Raw genomic sequence first — 15,554 nt, 5'->3', positions numbered from 1 at the left:
CTGAGGGGAGAAGCATGACCACGCTCGAGGCCGCGACCGACGCGGCCAAGGACAACCTGGCCGCGCTCGAGTCGGAGGCCATCCACATCTTCCGTGAGGTGGCAGGCGAGTTCGACCGTCCGGTCATCCTGTTCTCCGGCGGTAAGGACTCCACTCTCCTGCTGCACCTCGCGATCAAGGCGTTCTGGCCCGCCCCGGTCCCGTTCCCGTTGCTGCACGTGGACACCGGGCACAACTTCGAGGAAGTGCTGTCTTTCCGCGACGGCGTGGTGGACAAGTACGGGCTGCGGCTGGTCGTGGCCAAGGTGCAGGACTGGATCGACGACGGCAGGCTGACCGAGCGCCCGGACGGAACCCGCAACCCCTTGCAGACCACCCCGTTGCTGGACACGATCGCCGAGCAGAAGTACGACGCGGTGTTCGGCGGGGGCAGGCGGGACGAGGAACGCGCCCGCGCCAAGGAGCGCATCTTCAGCCTGCGCAACGCCTTCGGCCAGTGGGAGCCGCGCAGGCAACGCCCCGAGCTGTGGAACCTCTACAACGGGCGGCACCGGCCGGGTGAGCACGTCCGGGTGTTCCCGCTGTCCAACTGGACCGAGGCCGATGTCTGGAACTACATCGCGCGGGAGGAGATCGAGCTGCCATCGATCTACTACGCGCACCGGCGCAAGGTGTACCGGCGCGACGGCATGTGGCTGACCGAGGGGCCGTGGGGCGGCCCAAGGGAGGACGAGGAGGTCAAGGAGCTGACCGTGCGCTACCGCACCGTTGGCGACGGCTCGTGCACCGGCGCGGTGGAGTCCACGGCGTCCACTGTCGAGGATGTGATCGCCGAGGTGCAGGCGAGCAGGCTGACCGAACGCGGCGCCACCAGGGCCGATGACCGGCTCTCCGAGGCCGCCATGGAGGACCGCAAGCGGGAGGGCTACTTCTGATGTCGAGCTTGTTACGCCTCGCCACCGCGGGCAGCGTGGACGATGGGAAGTCCACGCTGGTCGGGAGATTGCTCTACGACACCAAGTCCGTGCTCGCCGACCAGCTGGACGCCGTGCAGCGCGCCAGCGTCGACCGCGGGCTGTCCACTCCGGACCTTTCACTGCTGGTGGACGGGCTGCGCTCGGAGCGCGAGCAGGGCATCACCATCGACGTGGCCTACCGGTATTTCGCGACCCCGAGGCGCAGCTTCGTGCTCGCCGACACCCCGGGCCACGTGCAGTACACCCGCAACACGGTTACCGGTGCCTCCACCGCGCAGCTGGCCGTGCTGCTGGTGGACGCGCGCAACGGGGTGGTGGAGCAGACCCGCAGGCATGCCGCGGTGCTCGCGCTGCTCGGCGTGCCGCGGCTGGTGCTCGCGGTGAACAAGATCGACCTGCTGGACTACGACGAGGCCGCCTTCGCGGTGATCGCCAAGGAGTTCGCGGCGCACGCCGCCTCGCTGGGCTACCCGGAGGGCACCGTGCTGACCATCCCGGTCTCGGCCCTGCACGGTGACAACGTGGCGGCACACTCGGCGAACACCCCCTGGTACTCCGGCCCCACCTTGCTGGAGCACCTTGAGAACGTGCCGGTGGCCCCCGATCCGCACGACGCTCCGTTCCGGCTGCCGGTGCAGTACGTGATCCGGCCGCGCACCGCCGAGCATCCGGACTACCGGGGCTACGCCGGGCAGATCTCCTCGGGCACGGTCCGGCCCGGCGACGACGTGGTCGTGCTCCCCCAGGGTTTACGCAGCACGGTGGAGCGGGTGGACACCTACGGCGGCCCGCTGGCCGAGGCCGGGGCAGGCAGCTCGGTGACCGTGGTACTCGCCGACGACCTGGACATCTCCCGCGGCGACCTGATCGCCGCGGTGGACAGCAGGCCCACGGTCACCGACGAGCTCGGCGCGGTGCTGTGCTGGCTGTCCGGTAGCCCGCTGCGCGCGGGTGCCCGGCTGCTGGTCAAGCACGGGGCACGCACGGTGCAGGCCATGGTGGAGGAGCTGACCTCCCGGTTCGACGAGCAGTCGCTATCCACTGTGGATTCTCCGGATGCGCTGGAGCTCAACGAGATCGGCGGGGTGCGGCTGCGGCTGGCGGAAGAGCTCCCGGTGGACGACTACGCGCGCAGCCCGCGCACCGGTGCCTTCCTGGTGATCGACCCGAAGGACGGCGACACCCTGGCCGCCGGGATGGTCGGGGATCGCTTCTCCGCGCTCGGGGAACCGGCGGCGTGACGCCCCCGCTCGTGGCCGTCGCGCACGGCAGCCGGGACGCCCGCTCGGCGGCGACCGTGCGTGCGCTGGTGCGGCTGGTGCGCACCCGCGCGCCGGGAACCGAGGTCCGGGTGGCCTTCCTGGACCTGTCCGAGCCGAAGGTGGGCGAGGTACTGGCCGAGCTGCACGCACGGGGTCATCGCGAGGCGGTGGTCGTGCCGCTGCTGCTGGGCAGCGCGTACCACGCCAGGGTGGATCTGCCTGCGCTGGTCGAGGAGGTGACCACGCGGCTGCCCCGGCTGCGGGTGACCGTCGCCGGGGTGCTCGGCACCGATCCCGCGCTGGCCGCCCTGGCCGCCGACCGGTTGCGGGACACCGGCACCGACCCGGCCGACCCGGCGCTCGGCGTCGTGCTGGCCGCGGTCGGGTCGTCCAGCGCGGCGGCCAACGCGGCCGTCGCGCGGCTGGCGCAGCGGTGGCAGGCGAGCGGACCCGGGCCGGTCGCCCCCGCCTTCGCCAGCGCGGCCAAACCGGACCTGCCAGCCGCCCTGGCCCGGTTGCGCGCCCGCGGTGCGACGCGGTTCGCGGTCGCCTCCTGGTTCCTCGCACCCGGCCTGCTGCCGGACCGGATCGCCGGGCTGGCCCGGCAGGCGGACCCGGCCATGCCGATCGCCGCTCCGCTGGGCGCCGAACCGCGGGTCGCCGATCTGGTGCTGCGCCGCTATGACACCGCGCTGGCCGGCCAGCTCCGTTCCGCCTGAGTAACCGGGCCTCACCCGCGCCGAGCAGGGCTTGGGCATTTCCGTGTGTCTTTTTCCCATTGCCAGCTACCCACCGGGTACGGGAACGGACAGTTCTTGACGGACTAAGTGACTCGCCGGTAACTCTCTAGACGGCGCGCCACACCCCTGCCCGTTCCCATACGTGAGGTGGCACTGCCATGAAGGCAACCCTGCAACGCCGCACTGCCCGTGCCCTCGTCTGCGCGAGTTTCGCGCTGGTACCGATCGCCGCGCTGGCCACCCCGGCCACGGCCGAGTCCTTCGACATCACCTTCGACTGCCGCGCCGACGCACCGATCGTCGGCCCGCAGCAGGTCTCCCTTTCCCAGGCCACAGAGGTCACCGCCCCGGCCACGGTCGCGCCGGGCGGTGAGCTGGACGTCGTGGTCGATCCTGCGCCGAACACGGTGCCCGCCGAGGTGAGCGGCTACACCGTCAAGGAGGTCAAGGACTTCGCGCTGGAGATCCCCATCCCGGCGAACTCGACCTATGTGGACGCCGTCCTGTCCGGCGGCTCCGGGATCGGTGACACCCCGCCGGTCATCGAGGTCGCCGACGGGGTGGCCACCGTGTCCTTCCCCGGCCCGATCGCGGGCGGGGCGGAGTTCGAGTTGCCCACGGTGACGGCCACGCTGGCCGCGGGCGAGTCCGGCACGATCGAGACCCGGCTCGGCGGTACCAGCTACGACGATCCCGGCCTCACCTTCACCGCCGTGGCCACGGTCGGCTTCATCGACATCGAAGCCCCCACGGTCTGCTTCCCCAACCCGAGCCCCACCCTCAGCACCACCACCATCTCCTGACCCCTCTGCTGTGAGTGTCCCTTTCGCTGCGAAATGCAGTGAAAGGGACACTCACAGCGGTCGGCCGGGTGTGCGAAAGTGAGGGTATGGCTGACGAACTGGTGCACTACTCGGTCGCGAACGGCGTGGCGACGATCACGCTGGACTCACCGCACAACCGCAACGCCCTCTCCGCCCAGCTGCGCCGTGAACTGAGCGCCGGGCTGGACCGGGCCCGCGCGGACTCCGAGGTGCGCGTCGTCGTGCTCGACCACACCGGACCGGTGTTCTGCGCCGGGATGGACCTCAAGGAAGCCCGCGGTTCCGGCGCGCAGGACCAGGGGGTCAACGAGTTCCCCCAGATCCTCGAGCAGATCTGGACCAGCCCCAAACCGGTGGTGGCCAAGCTGGCCGGGCCCGCCCGCGCCGGCGGCATCGGCATGGTGGCCGCGGCCGATATCGCCGTGGCCGTCACCGAGGCCACCTTCGCCTTCACCGAGGTACGGATCGGCGTGGTGCCAGCGGTGATCTCGATCACCGTGCTGCCCCGGCTGCACCCCAGGGCGGCGCATGAGCTGTTCCTGACCGGTGACACCTTCGACGCCGCGCGGGCCGAGCGCATCGGACTGATCAACGCCGCGGTGTCCGCCGACGAGCTGGACGCCGAGGTGGAACGCTACGTGCGGGCGCTGGCGCACGGCGGCCCGAACGCGCTGGCCACCACCAAGGAGCTGCTCAGCGGCGCGGACGCCGAGGGCATGCGGGCCCGTTTCGCCGAGATGACCGGCCTGTCCGCGAAGATGTTCGCTGGCGAGGAGGCGCAGGAGGGCATCACCGCCTTCGCCGAGAAGCGCAAGCCGAACTGGATTCCGGAGGCATAGGAAGCGCAGCCACCCCGTCCTGGCGGCGCGCAGGCTGGCAAATACATACAGACCGTATGTATATTTGTGTCATCGTCGTCCACCGTGGAGGCCGTCATGACACCGGACCGCACAGCACTGGGACCCGCCCACGAGGTCGCGGTGGCCGGGGCGCGAATCCGCTACCACCAGACCGGCACCGGCCCGCCGGTCGTCTTCGTGCATGGCCTGCTGGCCAACGCGGTCCTGTGGCGTGCCGTGGCGCCGGGTGTCGCGGCGGCCGGGTATCGCTGCATCGTCCCGGACTGGCCCCTCGGGGCGCATGAGGTTCCGGTGCCCGGCGCGGACCTCAGCCCACCCGGGGTGGCCGATCTCATCGCGTCCTTCCTGGACGAGCTGGACCTCGAGGACGTCACGATCGTCGCGAACGACACCGGCGGCGCACTCACCCAGATCCTGCTGACCCGCCGCCCCGACCGGATCGGACGGGTGGTGCTCACCCCATCCGACTGCTACCACCGGTTCCTCCCCTCGTTCTTCAAGCTCCTGCCACCGCTGGCCAGGATCCCCGGCGCGATGCGCGTGCTCGCCGGGATGCTGCGGCCGCGGGCACTGAGTTCCTTCGCGTTCGGCTGGCTGGCCAAGCGACCGATGCCACCCGAGGTGGTGGACGCCTACCTGCTGCCGAGCCGCGGGGACCCGGCGATCCGGCGCGACCTGACCCGGTTCGTCCGGCAGGTCAGCAGCCGGTACACCATCCGGGCCGCGAGGTCCTTTCCGGACTTCCACCAGCCGGTGCTGCTGGCCTGGGCCACCGAGGACCGGCTGTTCCCGGTCCGGCTCGCCCGCCGCCTCGCCGGGGAGCTGCCGAACGCCACATTACGAACGATCGACGACTCCTACACTTTCGTTCCCGAGGACCAGCCCCAGCGGCTCACCGAGTTGATCCTGGAGTTCACCCGCCAGCATGCCGCGCCGTAGCCAGCAGGACCGCACCCGCGCCACCACGGCCGCGCTCGTGACGGCCGGACGCGACCTTTTCGCCCGGCACGGGTACGCACACGTGTCCGCCGAACAGGTCGTCTCGGCCGCCGGCGTGACCCGCGGAGCGCTACACCACCATTTCGGCGACAAGCGGGGGCTGTTCGTCGCCGTACTGGACGAGATCGAGGCCGAGCTCACCGCCGATGTGTCCGATGCGCTGCGGGCGGCCGAGGACCACTGGACCGGCATGGTGACCGCGCTCGGCCGGTTCCTGGACCAATGCCGGCGGCCCGAGGTCGTTCAGCTGGCACTGATCGACGCACCCGCCGTGCTCGGCTGGCGGGAATGGCGGGAGAAGGAGGCGCAGCACGGACTCGGCGTGATCACCGAGGCCCTGCGTGCCGCCGCCGAAGCCGGGCTGCTGCGCCCCGCGCCCATCCCCGCGCTGGCCCAGCTCGTGCTGAGCGCGATGATCGAGGCGAGCCTGATCATCGCCCATGCCGGGGACAAGGACGCCGCCAGGGCGGAGGCCGAGCAGTCCCTGCTGCTCCTGCTCTCCGGGCTGCTCACCGGACCGGACCAGGGTATGCCACGTTAGCCACCCGCGGTCAGGAGCTGGCGAGCACCACGGTCAGCCTGCGGTTGTCCGCACGCTCGCCACCCGGTGCCAATGCCCGCTGCGCGTCGGAGAGCACCCCGTGGATCGCGAGGTACGCCTTGGGGTCGGCCCGTTTGAGCAGGTCGGCGTCCACCCAGATCAGCACGTGCTCACCGGGCGGCAGCCAGGACAGGTCGGTCAGCGAGTCGTACAGCGCGTCCAGGTTGCGCCCGAACCAGTCCGGGAAGGACAGTGCGGCGGCGATGGCGTCCACTGTGGACATTTTGTCCGGTTCTGTGCCGCAGTCGAGCACATGCGGGTACGCCCCCCTGGACCAGGCGCGGTCCGCGAGCTGCTGCACGCTCGGTTCGTTCGGGCCGGTCATCGTTGCGGGTCCACGACAACGAAGGACTCGTAGTGGTCCGCCGTGTAGTACAGCTCGGCCGAATCGCCGGTGACCAGCCTGCGCGGTCCCCGGTCCGCGCTGCCTCGACTCGGCACGGTGTACTCGCGGTAGTAGCCGGAGGCCTTCTGCGGCAACAGCTTCTCCCGATTCCCGAACACGCTCCCGTCCTTGCCCGGATACGGGAACGGTCCGCCGTTCTCGATCAGTTCCCAGGTGGTGCGTGCCTCGGCCGGCAGGTCGGACAGCGGTTCGACGGCGAGGCCGGACTCGCTGCCGGGAACCGCCTGCCCGGTGGACGAAGGCGGGGACGGCGAGGAAGGCTCCGCGCCGGTGAACACGTCCTTGATCAGCCAGCCACCCAGCACCAGCACGATGAGGGCGACCAGCGCGACGGTGATCCGCCTGCGGTTCAGCATCGGCCCACCTCAGTGCCCGTTCCGGGACGCGCGACCCGACCGGTTCGGCGGATCCTGGTCCCCCGCCCGGCCCAGCCAGGCGGCGACCTGGTCGACCACCCGGCCGAGCAGCCAGGCCAGGCCGAGGCAGACCGGCACCAGCACCACCATCACCAGCACGAACTGCAACGGGAACCAGCGCTGCGCGAGCCACAACTCCAGCGCGTCCCACCAGTTGGTCAGTCCGTCCAGCACGGGGTGAGCCTACGTGACGCAACCCCGGGACGACCTCAGCCCCTGACCGGGCGGGCTGCCGTGGAAGTGACTGGGCGGTAGGTTGTGGCCATGTTTGCCGTGTACGCGAAGGAACCCAATCCCGACGACCCACTGGCCTCGCTCACGGTTGGCGAGCGGCCCGAGCCCGAAACCCCCGACGGCTGGGTGAAGGTCGCGGTCAAGGCGGCCAGCCTGAACATGCACGACCTGTGGACCCTGCGCGGGGTGGGTATCAAGCCCGAGCAGTTCCCGATGATCCTCGGCTGCGATGGCGCCGGGGTACTGGATGACGGCAGCGAGGTCGTGCTGCACTCGGTGATCAATGACCCGGCCTGGCACGGCGACGACACCCTCGATCCCCAGCGCACCCTGCTGACCGAGAAGTACCAGGGCAGCTTCGCCGAGCACATCGTGGTGCCCGCGCGCAACGTACTGCCCAAGCCCGCGGGGCTGTCCTTCGCCGAGGCGGCCACGATGGGCACGGCCTGGCTCACCGCGTACCGGATGCTGTTCGTCAAGTCCGGCCTCCGGCCCGGCCAGACCTTCCTGGTCCAGGGCGCTTCCGGCGGGGTGTCCACCGCACTGGTCCAGCTCGGCAGCGCCGCGGGCTACCGGGTGTGGGTCACCGGCCGCAGCGAGGAGAAACGCGCACTGGCCGAGCGGCTCGGCGCGCACCAGAGCTTCGAGTCCGGCGCGCGGCTGCCCGAGCGGGTGGACGCGGTGTTCGAGACCGTGGGCAAGGCAACCTGGGGACATTCGGTGAAATCGCTCAAACCGGGCGGGATCATCGTGGTCTCCGGCGCCACCAGCGGGCCGGACGCCACCGCGGAGCTACAGCGGGTGTTCTTCCTGCAACTTCGGGTCGCCGGTTCCACCATGGGCACCAGGGAAGAGCTGGCCAGCCTGCTGTCCTACGTCGACCTGGCCCGGATCCGGCCGCAGATCGGCGCCGAGTTGCCCCTCGAGGACGCCGAGCGCGGCTTCCGCGACATGCAGGCCGGGGAAACGGCCGGAAAAATCGTCTTCACGCGCTGAGCTGCACAGACGCCATGCCGACATCGCATGGAGACTGGTTTGTGATCGCCGAACTCCAGCGAACACCCAGGATCTGTTGTCTAACCTGGATTCATGACCGCAGCGCGGCGGGAGGCGACGCCGGAACCGGCGAGCCATGAACGGGCCGATCCGGCGGAGATCCGGGTCGGTCATCGCCGCTTCGCCGGTTTCCGCACCCGGGTGCTGGAGGCCGGGCCCCGGCCCGGCGGCAGGAAGGGCCTGCGCCGCCGTACCGCGACGCAGGCGCCTCGGCTGGTGCTGCTGCACGGCTACTGCGACTCCGCCGACACCTGGCGCGGGGTGCTCGCCGAACTGGCCGCGGCGGGGCGGCCTGCCGTCGCGGTCGACCTGCCCGGCTTCGGGGAGGCGGACGCACTGCGCCCAGGCCCGATCCTGCCCCAGCTGGATGCGTTCACCGCGGCGGTGCTGCGGGAGCAGGCGGCCACGGACGGCAGGACCAAGCGGGGCGGCGGGCCCACCGTCGTACTCGCCGGGAACTCGCTCGGCGGCACCCTGGGCCTGCGTGCGGCGCAGCACGACCGGCTCCCGCTCGCCGGAGTGGTCTCGATCGCCGCGCCTGGCCTTGCCGACTCCTGGCTGGTGCGCACCGTCGCGAGGTACCCGCTGCCGCTGCGGCTGTACTCCGCGCTGCCCGTGCCGGTACCGGGATTCCTGGTCCGCGCGGTGGCCCAGCAGGTGGTGCCCAAGCTGCTCTACGCGGATCCCGCCGCGGCGCGGGCGGAGGAGGTCCGCCGGTTCACCGAGCTGTTCCCGGACTACCGGGCCACCACCGCCCGGCTGGAGCAGGCCCGCCAGCTGGTCGGCGAGCTGGCGCAGGCCTACCAGCTGGACCGGATCAGTACCCCGCTGCTGGTGGTGGCCTGTGGCAAGGACAAGCTGGTCAGCCCCGGCGCGGGCCGCAGGCTGCATACGCTGGTGCCGCACAGCAGGCTGCTGCTGCGCGAGGACTGGGGGCACTGCCCGCAGCTGGATGACCCGCTCGCGATCGCCGAGCTGCTCGGCTTCTTCGCCGCCGACGCGCACCGGCGGCAGCACCGCCCTGGTCACCCGGCCGAACACCGTGCGGCAGTGAGCTGAACCCGGCGGCAGCTGCTCCCCCAGCTACTCCCCCAGCAGCCGCCTGCTCGCGCGGGTGATGGCGGCGCCGGCCTCCCGGTGCAGCCGCTCGATGATCTCCGCGGCCGGGCCCTGCCCAGCCTGGGAGTAGGTCTGCCCTGCCCACAGCGACATGGCCTCCGGGTCGCCCGCCTTCCCCGCGGCCGCCCGGATCGGCTTGCTGAGGTGGTGCAGGTTCGGATAGGCCGCAGGCGCGTGTGCCGAATGTTCCCGCAGAAAGCGGTTCACCAGCCCGCGGGCGGGCCGGCCACTGAACGCCCTTGTGAACGCGGTGGTCCGGTCCGCATCGGCCAGCGCGCGCCGCTGGGTGGGGTTCGTGCCGGCCTCGTCCGCGCGGAGGAAGGCGGTGCCCAGCTGCGCGGCCACCGCCCCGGCGGCCAGCACCGCCGCGATATCCGCGCCGTGCACCAGGCCCCCGGTGGCGACCAGCGGCAGGTCCACCTCGGCGGAGACCAGCCGCAGGGCCGCGAGGATCCCGTAGAGTTCGCCGCCCACCGGGTCGCTCTCGTCGTCGGCCAGCAGCGCACGATGCCCGCCTGCCTCGAAACCCTGCACACACAGCCCGTCCACGCCCGCCGCGGCGGCCTGGCGCGCCTCGGCGGGCGAGGTGACCGTGACCAGCACCGTGCTGCCCGCCTGCTGCAGCCGCGCGACATCCCGCGCGGAGGGGACACCGAAGGTGAAGGAGACCACCGGGTGGCGCCGGTCCACCAGCAGATCGAGCTTGGCCGGGTAGGCGTCGTCGTCCCAGCGCGGCCGACCAGGCTCCACCCCGTAGCGGCGGCCCTCCGCGGCCAGCCGGTCGCGGTAGCCGGTGAGGTCGGCCGCGGCCTCGGCTCCTGGCACGAACAGGTTCACCCCGAACCGGCCGTCCCCGGCGAGCTCGGCGGTGCGGTCCAGCTGCCCGGCGAGGGTCTCGGCGCCGAGGTAACCGCCTGCGAGGAAGCCGAACGCCCCGGCCCGGGTGGCCGCGGCCACCAGCTCCGGGGTACTGGGGCCGCCCGCCATCGGTGCGACGATCACCGGGACGCGAAGACTGTCGAACATGCCATGAGCCTACGAACCGCGGCAGGGCGGGGTCGACGTCTGGTACGCCACACGGGGAAAGGGCACCGGGTCAGCGGCCGGTGGGAAAAGGCCGCACCGTGTGTCCCGCCGGTAACGCGGGCTCACTCCAATGGCGGGCCACCCGTTTCGGGACCGGAAACCATTGGTAAACCGCCTTGTTGCTCCGTTCGGTCCAGGCCAGTGTGCTCCGTACGCGAAGGTCACTCGCGCACCCGAAGAAAGGATCTGGAGCTGATGAGCGAATACCCGGAGAACCCTGCTGACATCCGGACCGGCAACGGCATGGCCAGGCGCTGGACCCTGCGCGGCGTCGCGGTGAGCGCCATCGCCGTTCCGCTGCTCGCGCTCGGCCTCGGTGGCCAGGCCTCCGCGGCCGAGCTGACCCCGATCGCCGAGTACCTGGACCAGACGATCGCCGACACCTCGGCGGCACTGGTGCAGGCGCTGGCGATCCTGCTCGGCGTGGGCTGAGTCACGGGGTGGCCCGCGCGGACACCAGCCCCGCGCGGGCGCCCCTGGCCGGATCCGCCTACTTCTTGCCCTTGCCACCCTTGTCCGAGGGCTCCTCGCTGGACAGCGCGGCGACGAAGGCCTCCTGGGGCACCTCGACCCGCCCCACGGTCTTCATCCGCTTCTTGCCTTCCTTCTGCTTCTCCAGCAGTTTCCGCTTTCGTGAGATGTCCCCGCCGTAGCACTTGGCGAGCACGTCCTTGCGGATCGCCCTGATCGTCTCCCGCGCGATGATCCGGCCGCCGACCGCGGCCTGGATCGGCACCTCGTACTGCTGCCGCGGGATCAGCTCGCGCAGCTTGGTCGCCATCTTGTTGCCGTAGCTGTAGGCGGCGTCCTTGTGCACGATCGCGGAGAACGCGTCCACCGGCTCGCCCTGGAGCAGGATGTCCACCTTGACCAGGTTGGCGGCCTGCTCGCCCGCCTCCTCGTAGTCCAGCGAGGCGTACCCGCGGGTGCGGGACTTCAGCGAGTCGAAGAAGTCGAAGATGATCTCGGCGAGCGGCAGGTGGTACCGCAGCTCCACTCGTTCCTCGGAGAGGTAGTCCATGCCCAGCAGCTGGCCGCGCTTGCCCTGGCACAGCTCCATGATCGCGCCGATGAACTCCGATGGCGCGATCACCGTGACCTTGCTCAGCGGCTCGTGCACCTCGGCGATCTTGCCTGCGGTCGGCCAGTCCGACGGGTTGGTGACGATGTGCTCGGTGCCGTCCTCCAGGTACACCTGGTAGACCACGTTCGGCGCGGTGGAGATCAGGTCGAGGTCGAACTCCCTTTCCAGCCGGATCCTGGTGATCTCCAGGTGCAGCAGGCCGAGGAAGCCGCAGCGGAAGCCGAACCCGAGCGCCACCGAGGTCTCCGGTTCGTAGGTGAGCGCGGCGTCGTTGAGCCGCAGCTTGTCCAGCGCCTCGCGCAGCGCCCCGTACTGCGAGCCGTCCATCGGGTACAGCCCGGAGTAGACCATCGGCTTCGGCTCCCGGTAGCCGGGCAGCGGCTCGGCTGCACCCTTGCGCTCGGCGGTCACGGTGTCGCCGACCTTGGACTGCCGGACGTCCTTCACCCCGGTGATCAGGTAGCCCACCTCGCCGACCCCGAGGCCCTTGCTCGGCTTGGGGTCCGGCGAGATGATGCCGACCTCCAGCAGCTCGTGGGTGGCGCCGGTGGACATCATCCGGATCCGTTCCCGCGGGGTGATCCGGCCGTCGACCACCCGGATGTAGGTCACCACGCCGCGGTAGGTGTCGTACACCGAGTCGAAGATCATCGCCCGGGACGGCCCCTGCCCGTCCCCCTCCGGCGGGGACACCTGGCGCACCACCTCGTCCAGCAGCTCCCGCACCCCGGCCCCGGTCTTGGCCGAGACCCGCAGCACGTCGCCCGGCTCGCAGCCGATGATGTGCGCCAGTTCGGCGGCGTACTTGTCCGGTTCGGCCGCGGGCAGGTCGATCTTGTTCAGCACCGGGATGATGGTGAGGTCCTTGTCCAGGGCCAGATACAGGTTCGCCAGGGTCTGCGCCTCGATCCCCTGCGCGGCGTCGACCAGCAGGATCGCGCCTTCGCACGCCGCCAGCGCGCGGGAGACCTCGTAGGTGAAGTCCACGTGACCGGGCGTGTCGATCAGGTGCAGGACGTGGTCGGTGCCGTCGACCTGCCAGGGCAGCCGGACGTTCTGCGCCTTGATGGTGATGCCGCGTTCCCGCTCGATGTCCATCCGGTCCAGGTACTGGTCGCGCATGGTGCGTTCCTCGACCACCCCGGTGAGCTGCAGCATCCGGTCGGCCAGCGTGGACTTGCCGTGGTCGATATGCGCGATGATGCAGAAGTTGCGGATCAACTCCGGCGGGGTGAAGGTCGTGTCGGCGAAGCTCGTCACTCGTGTCCTCGGCGTTTGTCGGGGATGGCTGCGGCTATGATCCCACGTCCTACGGGCAGGAGTCCGGGTCATCCCCGATGCGGGGTGCCGGCACCCGTGCTGTCCTCGAAGTATGAACACCTCACTTACCGACATGCTGGACCGGGCCTTTGGCCATCCACGTGGCCTGCTCGGCAGGTTCGGCGGCTCGGTGATGGCCTACGGCAACGGTCCGACCGAACGTCAGGTGGTCGATATCGCCAAGCCGGCGGGGGAGGAAACCGTGCTGGTCATCGGGCCGGGGCCGGGGGTGGGCCTGCGCTATGCCGCCGAGCGCGCCGGGCTGGTGATCGGCGTCGACCCCTCGGCCGAGATGCTGGAGACCTGCGGCCGCCGGTGCGCCGACGCGGTCGCGGCGCAGACGGTCCGGCTGCGCACCGGCTCGGCAGCCGCGACCGGCCAGGAGCCTGCCTCGGTCGACATCGTGCTGACCGTGAACAACGTGCAGCTGTGGCAGGACCGCGCCGCCGGGTTCGCCGAGCTGGTGCGGGTGCTGCGGCCCGGCGGGCGGCTGGTGCTGTCCGCGCACGAGAAGTGGCTGCCGGTACCGCGGCACGTCCTGGCCGGGGAGGCCGAGGAGGCCGGGTTCGCCGATGTGCAGACCTGGACCTGGCAGCCGCCGGGGGCACTGGCCTCGACCGCGGCGCAGCTACGCGCCTACCGGCCAGCGGACTGAGCCCGATCCGTACCGGGATCAGCCCCGCACATCCACCCGGAGCGGGTGGTCCGCCGGGATCTCCACCAGCACGATCCGGGTGCCGTCCGGGTCGCTGATCCAGGCCTCGTCCAGGCCCCAGGGCTCGCGCCGGGCCTCCCGCTCGACCGGCGCGCCCTTGGCCCGCAGCTCCGCCAGGGTGGCCGCCAGATCGCGAACCTGCAGCCACAGCGCCACGTCCGGGCTCGGGCCCGCCTCCCCGCTGCCGACGACCTCGAGGAACCCCTGGCCGAGGAAGAACACCGTGCCCACGGCGAACTCGCGGTAGATCGCCAGCCCCAGCACGTCGCGGTAGAACTCGATCGAGGCCTGCGGCCGCCTCGGCTTCAACAACACTCGACTGCTCAGGACCTCCATCCCTCCTGCCTACCCTGCCCGCGGCGGTCAGGCCAGCGCGAGTGCGGTGATCCCGGCCAGTACCACACCCGATCCGGTGATCCGGCGCACCGGGTTCGCCTCGCCGAACATCCGCCAGGCGGCCAGCCCGCCGAGCACGATGCTCAGCTCGCGCATCGGCGCGACCAGGCTCACCGGGGCGAGCCGCATGGCGAACAGCACCAGCAGATAGGCCGCCGGGGACAGCAACCCGACCAGCAGCACCTCTCCGCGGTGCCGGCGCCAGAGCCTGCCCACCTCGCCCGGCGCGCCGGCCGCGGCCGGCGCGAGCAGCAGGCTCTGCAGTACCGCACCGGTGCCGAAGTAGACCAGGGGCGGCACGGCGAGCGTGGTCACGGCGTAGGCGTCCCACAGGGTGTAGCCGGCGATCAGCACGCCGGTCAGCAGGCCGTAGCCGATCCCGGCGCGGCGGGCCCGGCCACCGGACTCCGGCCCGGAGCCCCCCGAGCTGATCACCAGTACGCCGGTGACCACCAGCCCGGCACCGGCAAGGCCGAGCGGCCCCGGACGTTCCGCCAGCAGCAGGATCGCGGCCAGCACGGCCAGCAGCGGGCCGGTGCCGCGGGCGAGCGGGTAGACCACGGAGAGGTCACCGGCGGCGTAGCCACGCTGCAACACCACCCCGTACCCCACGTGCAGGAGCGCGGTGACGGCCGAGGCGAGCAGCCAGCTCGGGTGGGCGGGTTCGTCGCCGAGCAGCAGGACGCAGCCCGCCACCGGCGCGAGGGCGACCGCGGACACGGTGTAGTACAGCCAGACGAACCGGGCGCCACCACCGACCCGTTTGGCCACCAGATTCCAGCAGGCGTGCCCGAGTGCGGCGAGGAAGACGAGGAGGAAGGCGGTGCCGTGCATGAAGTACCCTTCTGCGCCTTCCGCGGACGCGGAAGGCCGGATACTCCAGGCTTTTGTCCCGTCATATGAACGGCTCGGCCATCCGGGCCTGCCGATGGTGCCGCTCGGACCAGGCTCGCCGCTCCTGGTTGTGGTCCGGGCTGGCGAAGCGGCGACGGAACCCTAGGCACTTATGCGGCAACCCTACCGCAAGGGCAGCGCCGGCCGCGTGTAGGCTGTTCAGCCGTTGCCGTGTGGCATTCCGCCAGGGAGGAAGCCTGCCGCCAGTCGCGGACAGGGCCACGACAACACGGCACGAAACCACCCGAAAGGCAAAGGAGCGCCCGCGTGGCCAACATCAAGTCCCAGATGAAGCGGATCAAGACCAACGAGAAGGCGCGCCAGCGCAACCAGTCGGTGAAGTCCGCGGTGAAGACCTCGATCCGCAAGTTCCGCGAGGCCGCCGACGCCGGTGAGAAGGACCGCGCCATCGAGCTGCAGCGGGTGGCCGCCAAGAAGCTGGACAAGGCCGCGAGCAAGGGCGTCATCCACGCCAACCAGGCGGCGAACAAGAAGTCCGCGATGGCCAAGCGGGCCAACCAGCTCTGAGCTTTCCCTTCCGAAGCCCCGGCGTCGCAGCACGCCG

The 15,554-nt window shown here is 71.1% G+C and carries 19 protein-coding genes; 12 read left to right on the top strand and 7 right to left on the bottom strand.

The genetic code is table 11. The features are described from left to right. Nucleotides 1-14: 14 nt before the first annotated feature. The 7 genes from cysD (at nt 15) to KOI47_RS12830 (ending at nt 6,203) form a co-directional block, all read left to right on the top strand. Nucleotides 15-935 carry a sulfate adenylyltransferase subunit CysD gene (cysD, locus tag KOI47_RS12860; RefSeq protein WP_216216199.1) on the top strand — a complete coding sequence of 307 codons (921 nt, stop codon included), beginning with the start codon at nt 15-17 and terminating at the stop codon, nt 933-935. Further along, nucleotides 935-2,218 carry a sulfate adenylyltransferase subunit 1 gene (locus KOI47_RS12855; RefSeq protein ID WP_216216198.1) on the top strand — a complete coding sequence of 428 codons (1,284 nt, stop codon included), beginning with the start codon at nt 935-937 and terminating at the stop codon, nt 2,216-2,218. The genes cysD and KOI47_RS12855 overlap by 1 nt, the downstream gene beginning before the upstream one ends. After that, on the top strand, nt 2,215-2,958 hold the full coding sequence (locus tag KOI47_RS12850; RefSeq protein WP_216216197.1) for a sirohydrochlorin chelatase: 744 nt from the start codon (nt 2,215-2,217) through the stop codon (nt 2,956-2,958). Before KOI47_RS12855 ends, KOI47_RS12850 begins: the two co-directional genes overlap by 4 nt. Nucleotides 2,959-3,137: 179 nt before the next feature. Further along, entirely contained in the window at nt 3,138-3,782 is a 645-nt protein-coding gene (locus tag KOI47_RS12845; RefSeq protein WP_216216196.1) for a cyclase, read from the top strand. Between the two features lie 86 nt (nt 3,783-3,868). Beyond that, on the top strand, nt 3,869-4,642 hold the full coding sequence (locus KOI47_RS12840) for an enoyl-CoA hydratase family protein (RefSeq protein WP_216216195.1): 774 nt from the start codon (nt 3,869-3,871) through the stop codon (nt 4,640-4,642). Nucleotides 4,643-4,738: 96 nt separating this feature from the next. Next, entirely contained in the window at nt 4,739-5,602 is an 864-nt protein-coding gene (locus tag KOI47_RS12835) for an alpha/beta fold hydrolase (protein ID WP_216216194.1), read from the top strand. Beyond that, nucleotides 5,589-6,203, top strand: a complete 615-nt coding sequence (locus KOI47_RS12830; RefSeq protein ID WP_216216193.1) for a TetR/AcrR family transcriptional regulator — start codon at nt 5,589-5,591, stop codon at nt 6,201-6,203. Before KOI47_RS12835 ends, KOI47_RS12830 begins: the two co-directional genes overlap by 14 nt. Nucleotides 6,204-6,213: 10 nt before the next feature. On the opposite strand, the gene KOI47_RS12825 is transcribed toward KOI47_RS12830, so the two are convergent. The 3 genes from KOI47_RS12825 to KOI47_RS12815 are packed head-to-tail and all read right to left on the bottom strand — an operon-like array spanning nt 6,214 to nt 7,259. Beyond that, the gene (locus tag KOI47_RS12825) at nt 6,214-6,588 is read right to left on the bottom strand and encodes a barstar family protein (RefSeq protein ID WP_216216192.1); all 375 of its coding nucleotides are present in this window, start codon (nt 6,586-6,588) and stop codon (nt 6,214-6,216) included. Then, nucleotides 6,585-7,025 (bottom strand): ribonuclease domain-containing protein, encoded by a 441-nt coding sequence (locus tag KOI47_RS12820; protein ID WP_216216191.1) that lies wholly within the window; start codon nt 7,023-7,025, stop codon nt 6,585-6,587. The genes KOI47_RS12825 and KOI47_RS12820 overlap by 4 nt, the downstream gene beginning before the upstream one ends. 9 nt (nt 7,026-7,034) lie before the next feature. Then, nucleotides 7,035-7,259, bottom strand: a complete 225-nt coding sequence (locus KOI47_RS12815) for a hypothetical protein (protein ID WP_216216190.1) — start codon at nt 7,257-7,259, stop codon at nt 7,035-7,037. Between the two features lie 90 nt (nt 7,260-7,349). On the opposite strand from KOI47_RS12815, the gene KOI47_RS12810 reads away from it, so the two are divergent. Both KOI47_RS12810 and KOI47_RS12805 read left to right on the top strand, forming a co-directional pair. Continuing rightward, on the top strand, nt 7,350-8,315 hold the full coding sequence (locus tag KOI47_RS12810; protein ID WP_216216189.1) for a quinone oxidoreductase family protein: 966 nt from the start codon (nt 7,350-7,352) through the stop codon (nt 8,313-8,315). 93 nt (nt 8,316-8,408) lie between these two features. After that, nucleotides 8,409-9,434 carry an alpha/beta hydrolase gene (locus KOI47_RS12805; protein ID WP_216216188.1) on the top strand — a complete coding sequence of 342 codons (1,026 nt, stop codon included), beginning with the start codon at nt 8,409-8,411 and terminating at the stop codon, nt 9,432-9,434. Between the two features lie 24 nt (nt 9,435-9,458). Here the strand turns inward: KOI47_RS12805 and KOI47_RS12800 are convergent, their stop codons facing one another. Then, entirely contained in the window at nt 9,459-10,520 is a 1,062-nt protein-coding gene (locus KOI47_RS12800) for a nitronate monooxygenase (RefSeq protein ID WP_216216187.1), read from the bottom strand. Between the two features lie 255 nt (nt 10,521-10,775). Here KOI47_RS12800 and KOI47_RS12795 point away from each other — a divergent pair, with 255 nt between their 5' ends. After that, a complete protein-coding gene (locus tag KOI47_RS12795; RefSeq protein WP_216217774.1) occupies nt 10,776-11,012 on the top strand; it encodes a hypothetical protein in 237 nt (78 codons plus the stop codon). 58 nt (nt 11,013-11,070) lie between these two features. Here the strand turns inward: KOI47_RS12795 and lepA are convergent, their stop codons facing one another. Then, nucleotides 11,071-12,924 (bottom strand): translation elongation factor 4, encoded by a 1,854-nt coding sequence (gene lepA, locus KOI47_RS12790; RefSeq protein WP_216216186.1) that lies wholly within the window; start codon nt 12,922-12,924, stop codon nt 11,071-11,073. A gap of 112 nt (nt 12,925-13,036) precedes the next feature. Here lepA and KOI47_RS12785 point away from each other — a divergent pair, with 112 nt between their 5' ends. Next, nucleotides 13,037-13,639 carry a class I SAM-dependent methyltransferase gene (locus KOI47_RS12785; protein WP_216216185.1) on the top strand — a complete coding sequence of 201 codons (603 nt, stop codon included), beginning with the start codon at nt 13,037-13,039 and terminating at the stop codon, nt 13,637-13,639. An 18-nt stretch (nt 13,640-13,657) separates the two neighbouring features. Here KOI47_RS12785 and KOI47_RS12780 read toward each other — a convergent pair whose 3' ends face one another. Further along, a complete protein-coding gene (locus tag KOI47_RS12780; RefSeq protein ID WP_216216184.1) occupies nt 13,658-14,035 on the bottom strand; it encodes a VOC family protein in 378 nt (125 codons plus the stop codon). A gap of 27 nt (nt 14,036-14,062) precedes the next feature. After that, nucleotides 14,063-14,929: a DMT family transporter gene (locus KOI47_RS12775; protein ID WP_216216183.1), complete on the bottom strand. Its 867-nt coding sequence runs from the start codon at nt 14,927-14,929 to the stop codon at nt 14,063-14,065. A gap of 327 nt (nt 14,930-15,256) precedes the next feature. On the opposite strand from KOI47_RS12775, the gene rpsT reads away from it, so the two are divergent. Beyond that, the gene (gene rpsT / locus KOI47_RS12770) at nt 15,257-15,517 is read left to right on the top strand and encodes a 30S ribosomal protein S20 (protein ID WP_216216182.1); all 261 of its coding nucleotides are present in this window, start codon (nt 15,257-15,259) and stop codon (nt 15,515-15,517) included. The last annotated feature ends 37 nt before the right edge of the window (nt 15,518-15,554 follow it).

The organism is Amycolatopsis aidingensis, from assembly GCF_018885265.1.
GTDB classification, from domain to species: domain Bacteria; phylum Actinomycetota; class Actinomycetes; order Mycobacteriales; family Pseudonocardiaceae; genus Amycolatopsis; species Amycolatopsis aidingensis.
This window is presented reverse-complemented; position numbering and strand designations above follow the sequence as displayed.

Excerpts from the sequence above, each read along its gene's own strand:
- cysD (WP_216216199.1), top strand. The coding sequence starts at position 15 with ATGACCACGCTCGAGGCCGCGACCGACGCGGCCAAGGACAACCTGGCC.
- KOI47_RS12855 (WP_216216198.1), top strand. The coding sequence starts at position 935 with ATGTCGAGCTTGTTACGCCTCGCCACCGCGGGCAGCGTGGACGATGGG.
- KOI47_RS12845 (WP_216216196.1), top strand. The coding sequence starts at position 3,138 with ATGAAGGCAACCCTGCAACGCCGCACTGCCCGTGCCCTCGTCTGCGCG.
- KOI47_RS12840 (WP_216216195.1), top strand. The coding sequence starts at position 3,869 with ATGGCTGACGAACTGGTGCACTACTCGGTCGCGAACGGCGTGGCGACG.
- KOI47_RS12835 (WP_216216194.1), top strand. The coding sequence starts at position 4,739 with ATGACACCGGACCGCACAGCACTGGGACCCGCCCACGAGGTCGCGGTG.
- KOI47_RS12830 (WP_216216193.1), top strand. The coding sequence starts at position 5,589 with ATGCCGCGCCGTAGCCAGCAGGACCGCACCCGCGCCACCACGGCCGCG.
- KOI47_RS12825 (WP_216216192.1), bottom strand. The coding sequence starts at position 6,588 with ATGACCGGCCCGAACGAACCGAGCGTGCAGCAGCTCGCGGACCGCGCC.
- KOI47_RS12820 (WP_216216191.1), bottom strand. The coding sequence starts at position 7,025 with ATGCTGAACCGCAGGCGGATCACCGTCGCGCTGGTCGCCCTCATCGTG.
- KOI47_RS12810 (WP_216216189.1), top strand. The coding sequence starts at position 7,350 with ATGTTTGCCGTGTACGCGAAGGAACCCAATCCCGACGACCCACTGGCC.
- KOI47_RS12805 (WP_216216188.1), top strand. The coding sequence starts at position 8,409 with ATGACCGCAGCGCGGCGGGAGGCGACGCCGGAACCGGCGAGCCATGAA.
- KOI47_RS12800 (WP_216216187.1), bottom strand. The coding sequence starts at position 10,520 with ATGTTCGACAGTCTTCGCGTCCCGGTGATCGTCGCACCGATGGCGGGC.
- KOI47_RS12795 (WP_216217774.1), top strand. The coding sequence starts at position 10,776 with ATGAGCGAATACCCGGAGAACCCTGCTGACATCCGGACCGGCAACGGC.
- KOI47_RS12785 (WP_216216185.1), top strand. The coding sequence starts at position 13,037 with ATGAACACCTCACTTACCGACATGCTGGACCGGGCCTTTGGCCATCCA.
- KOI47_RS12780 (WP_216216184.1), bottom strand. The coding sequence starts at position 14,035 with ATGGAGGTCCTGAGCAGTCGAGTGTTGTTGAAGCCGAGGCGGCCGCAG.
- KOI47_RS12775 (WP_216216183.1), bottom strand. The coding sequence starts at position 14,929 with ATGCACGGCACCGCCTTCCTCCTCGTCTTCCTCGCCGCACTCGGGCAC.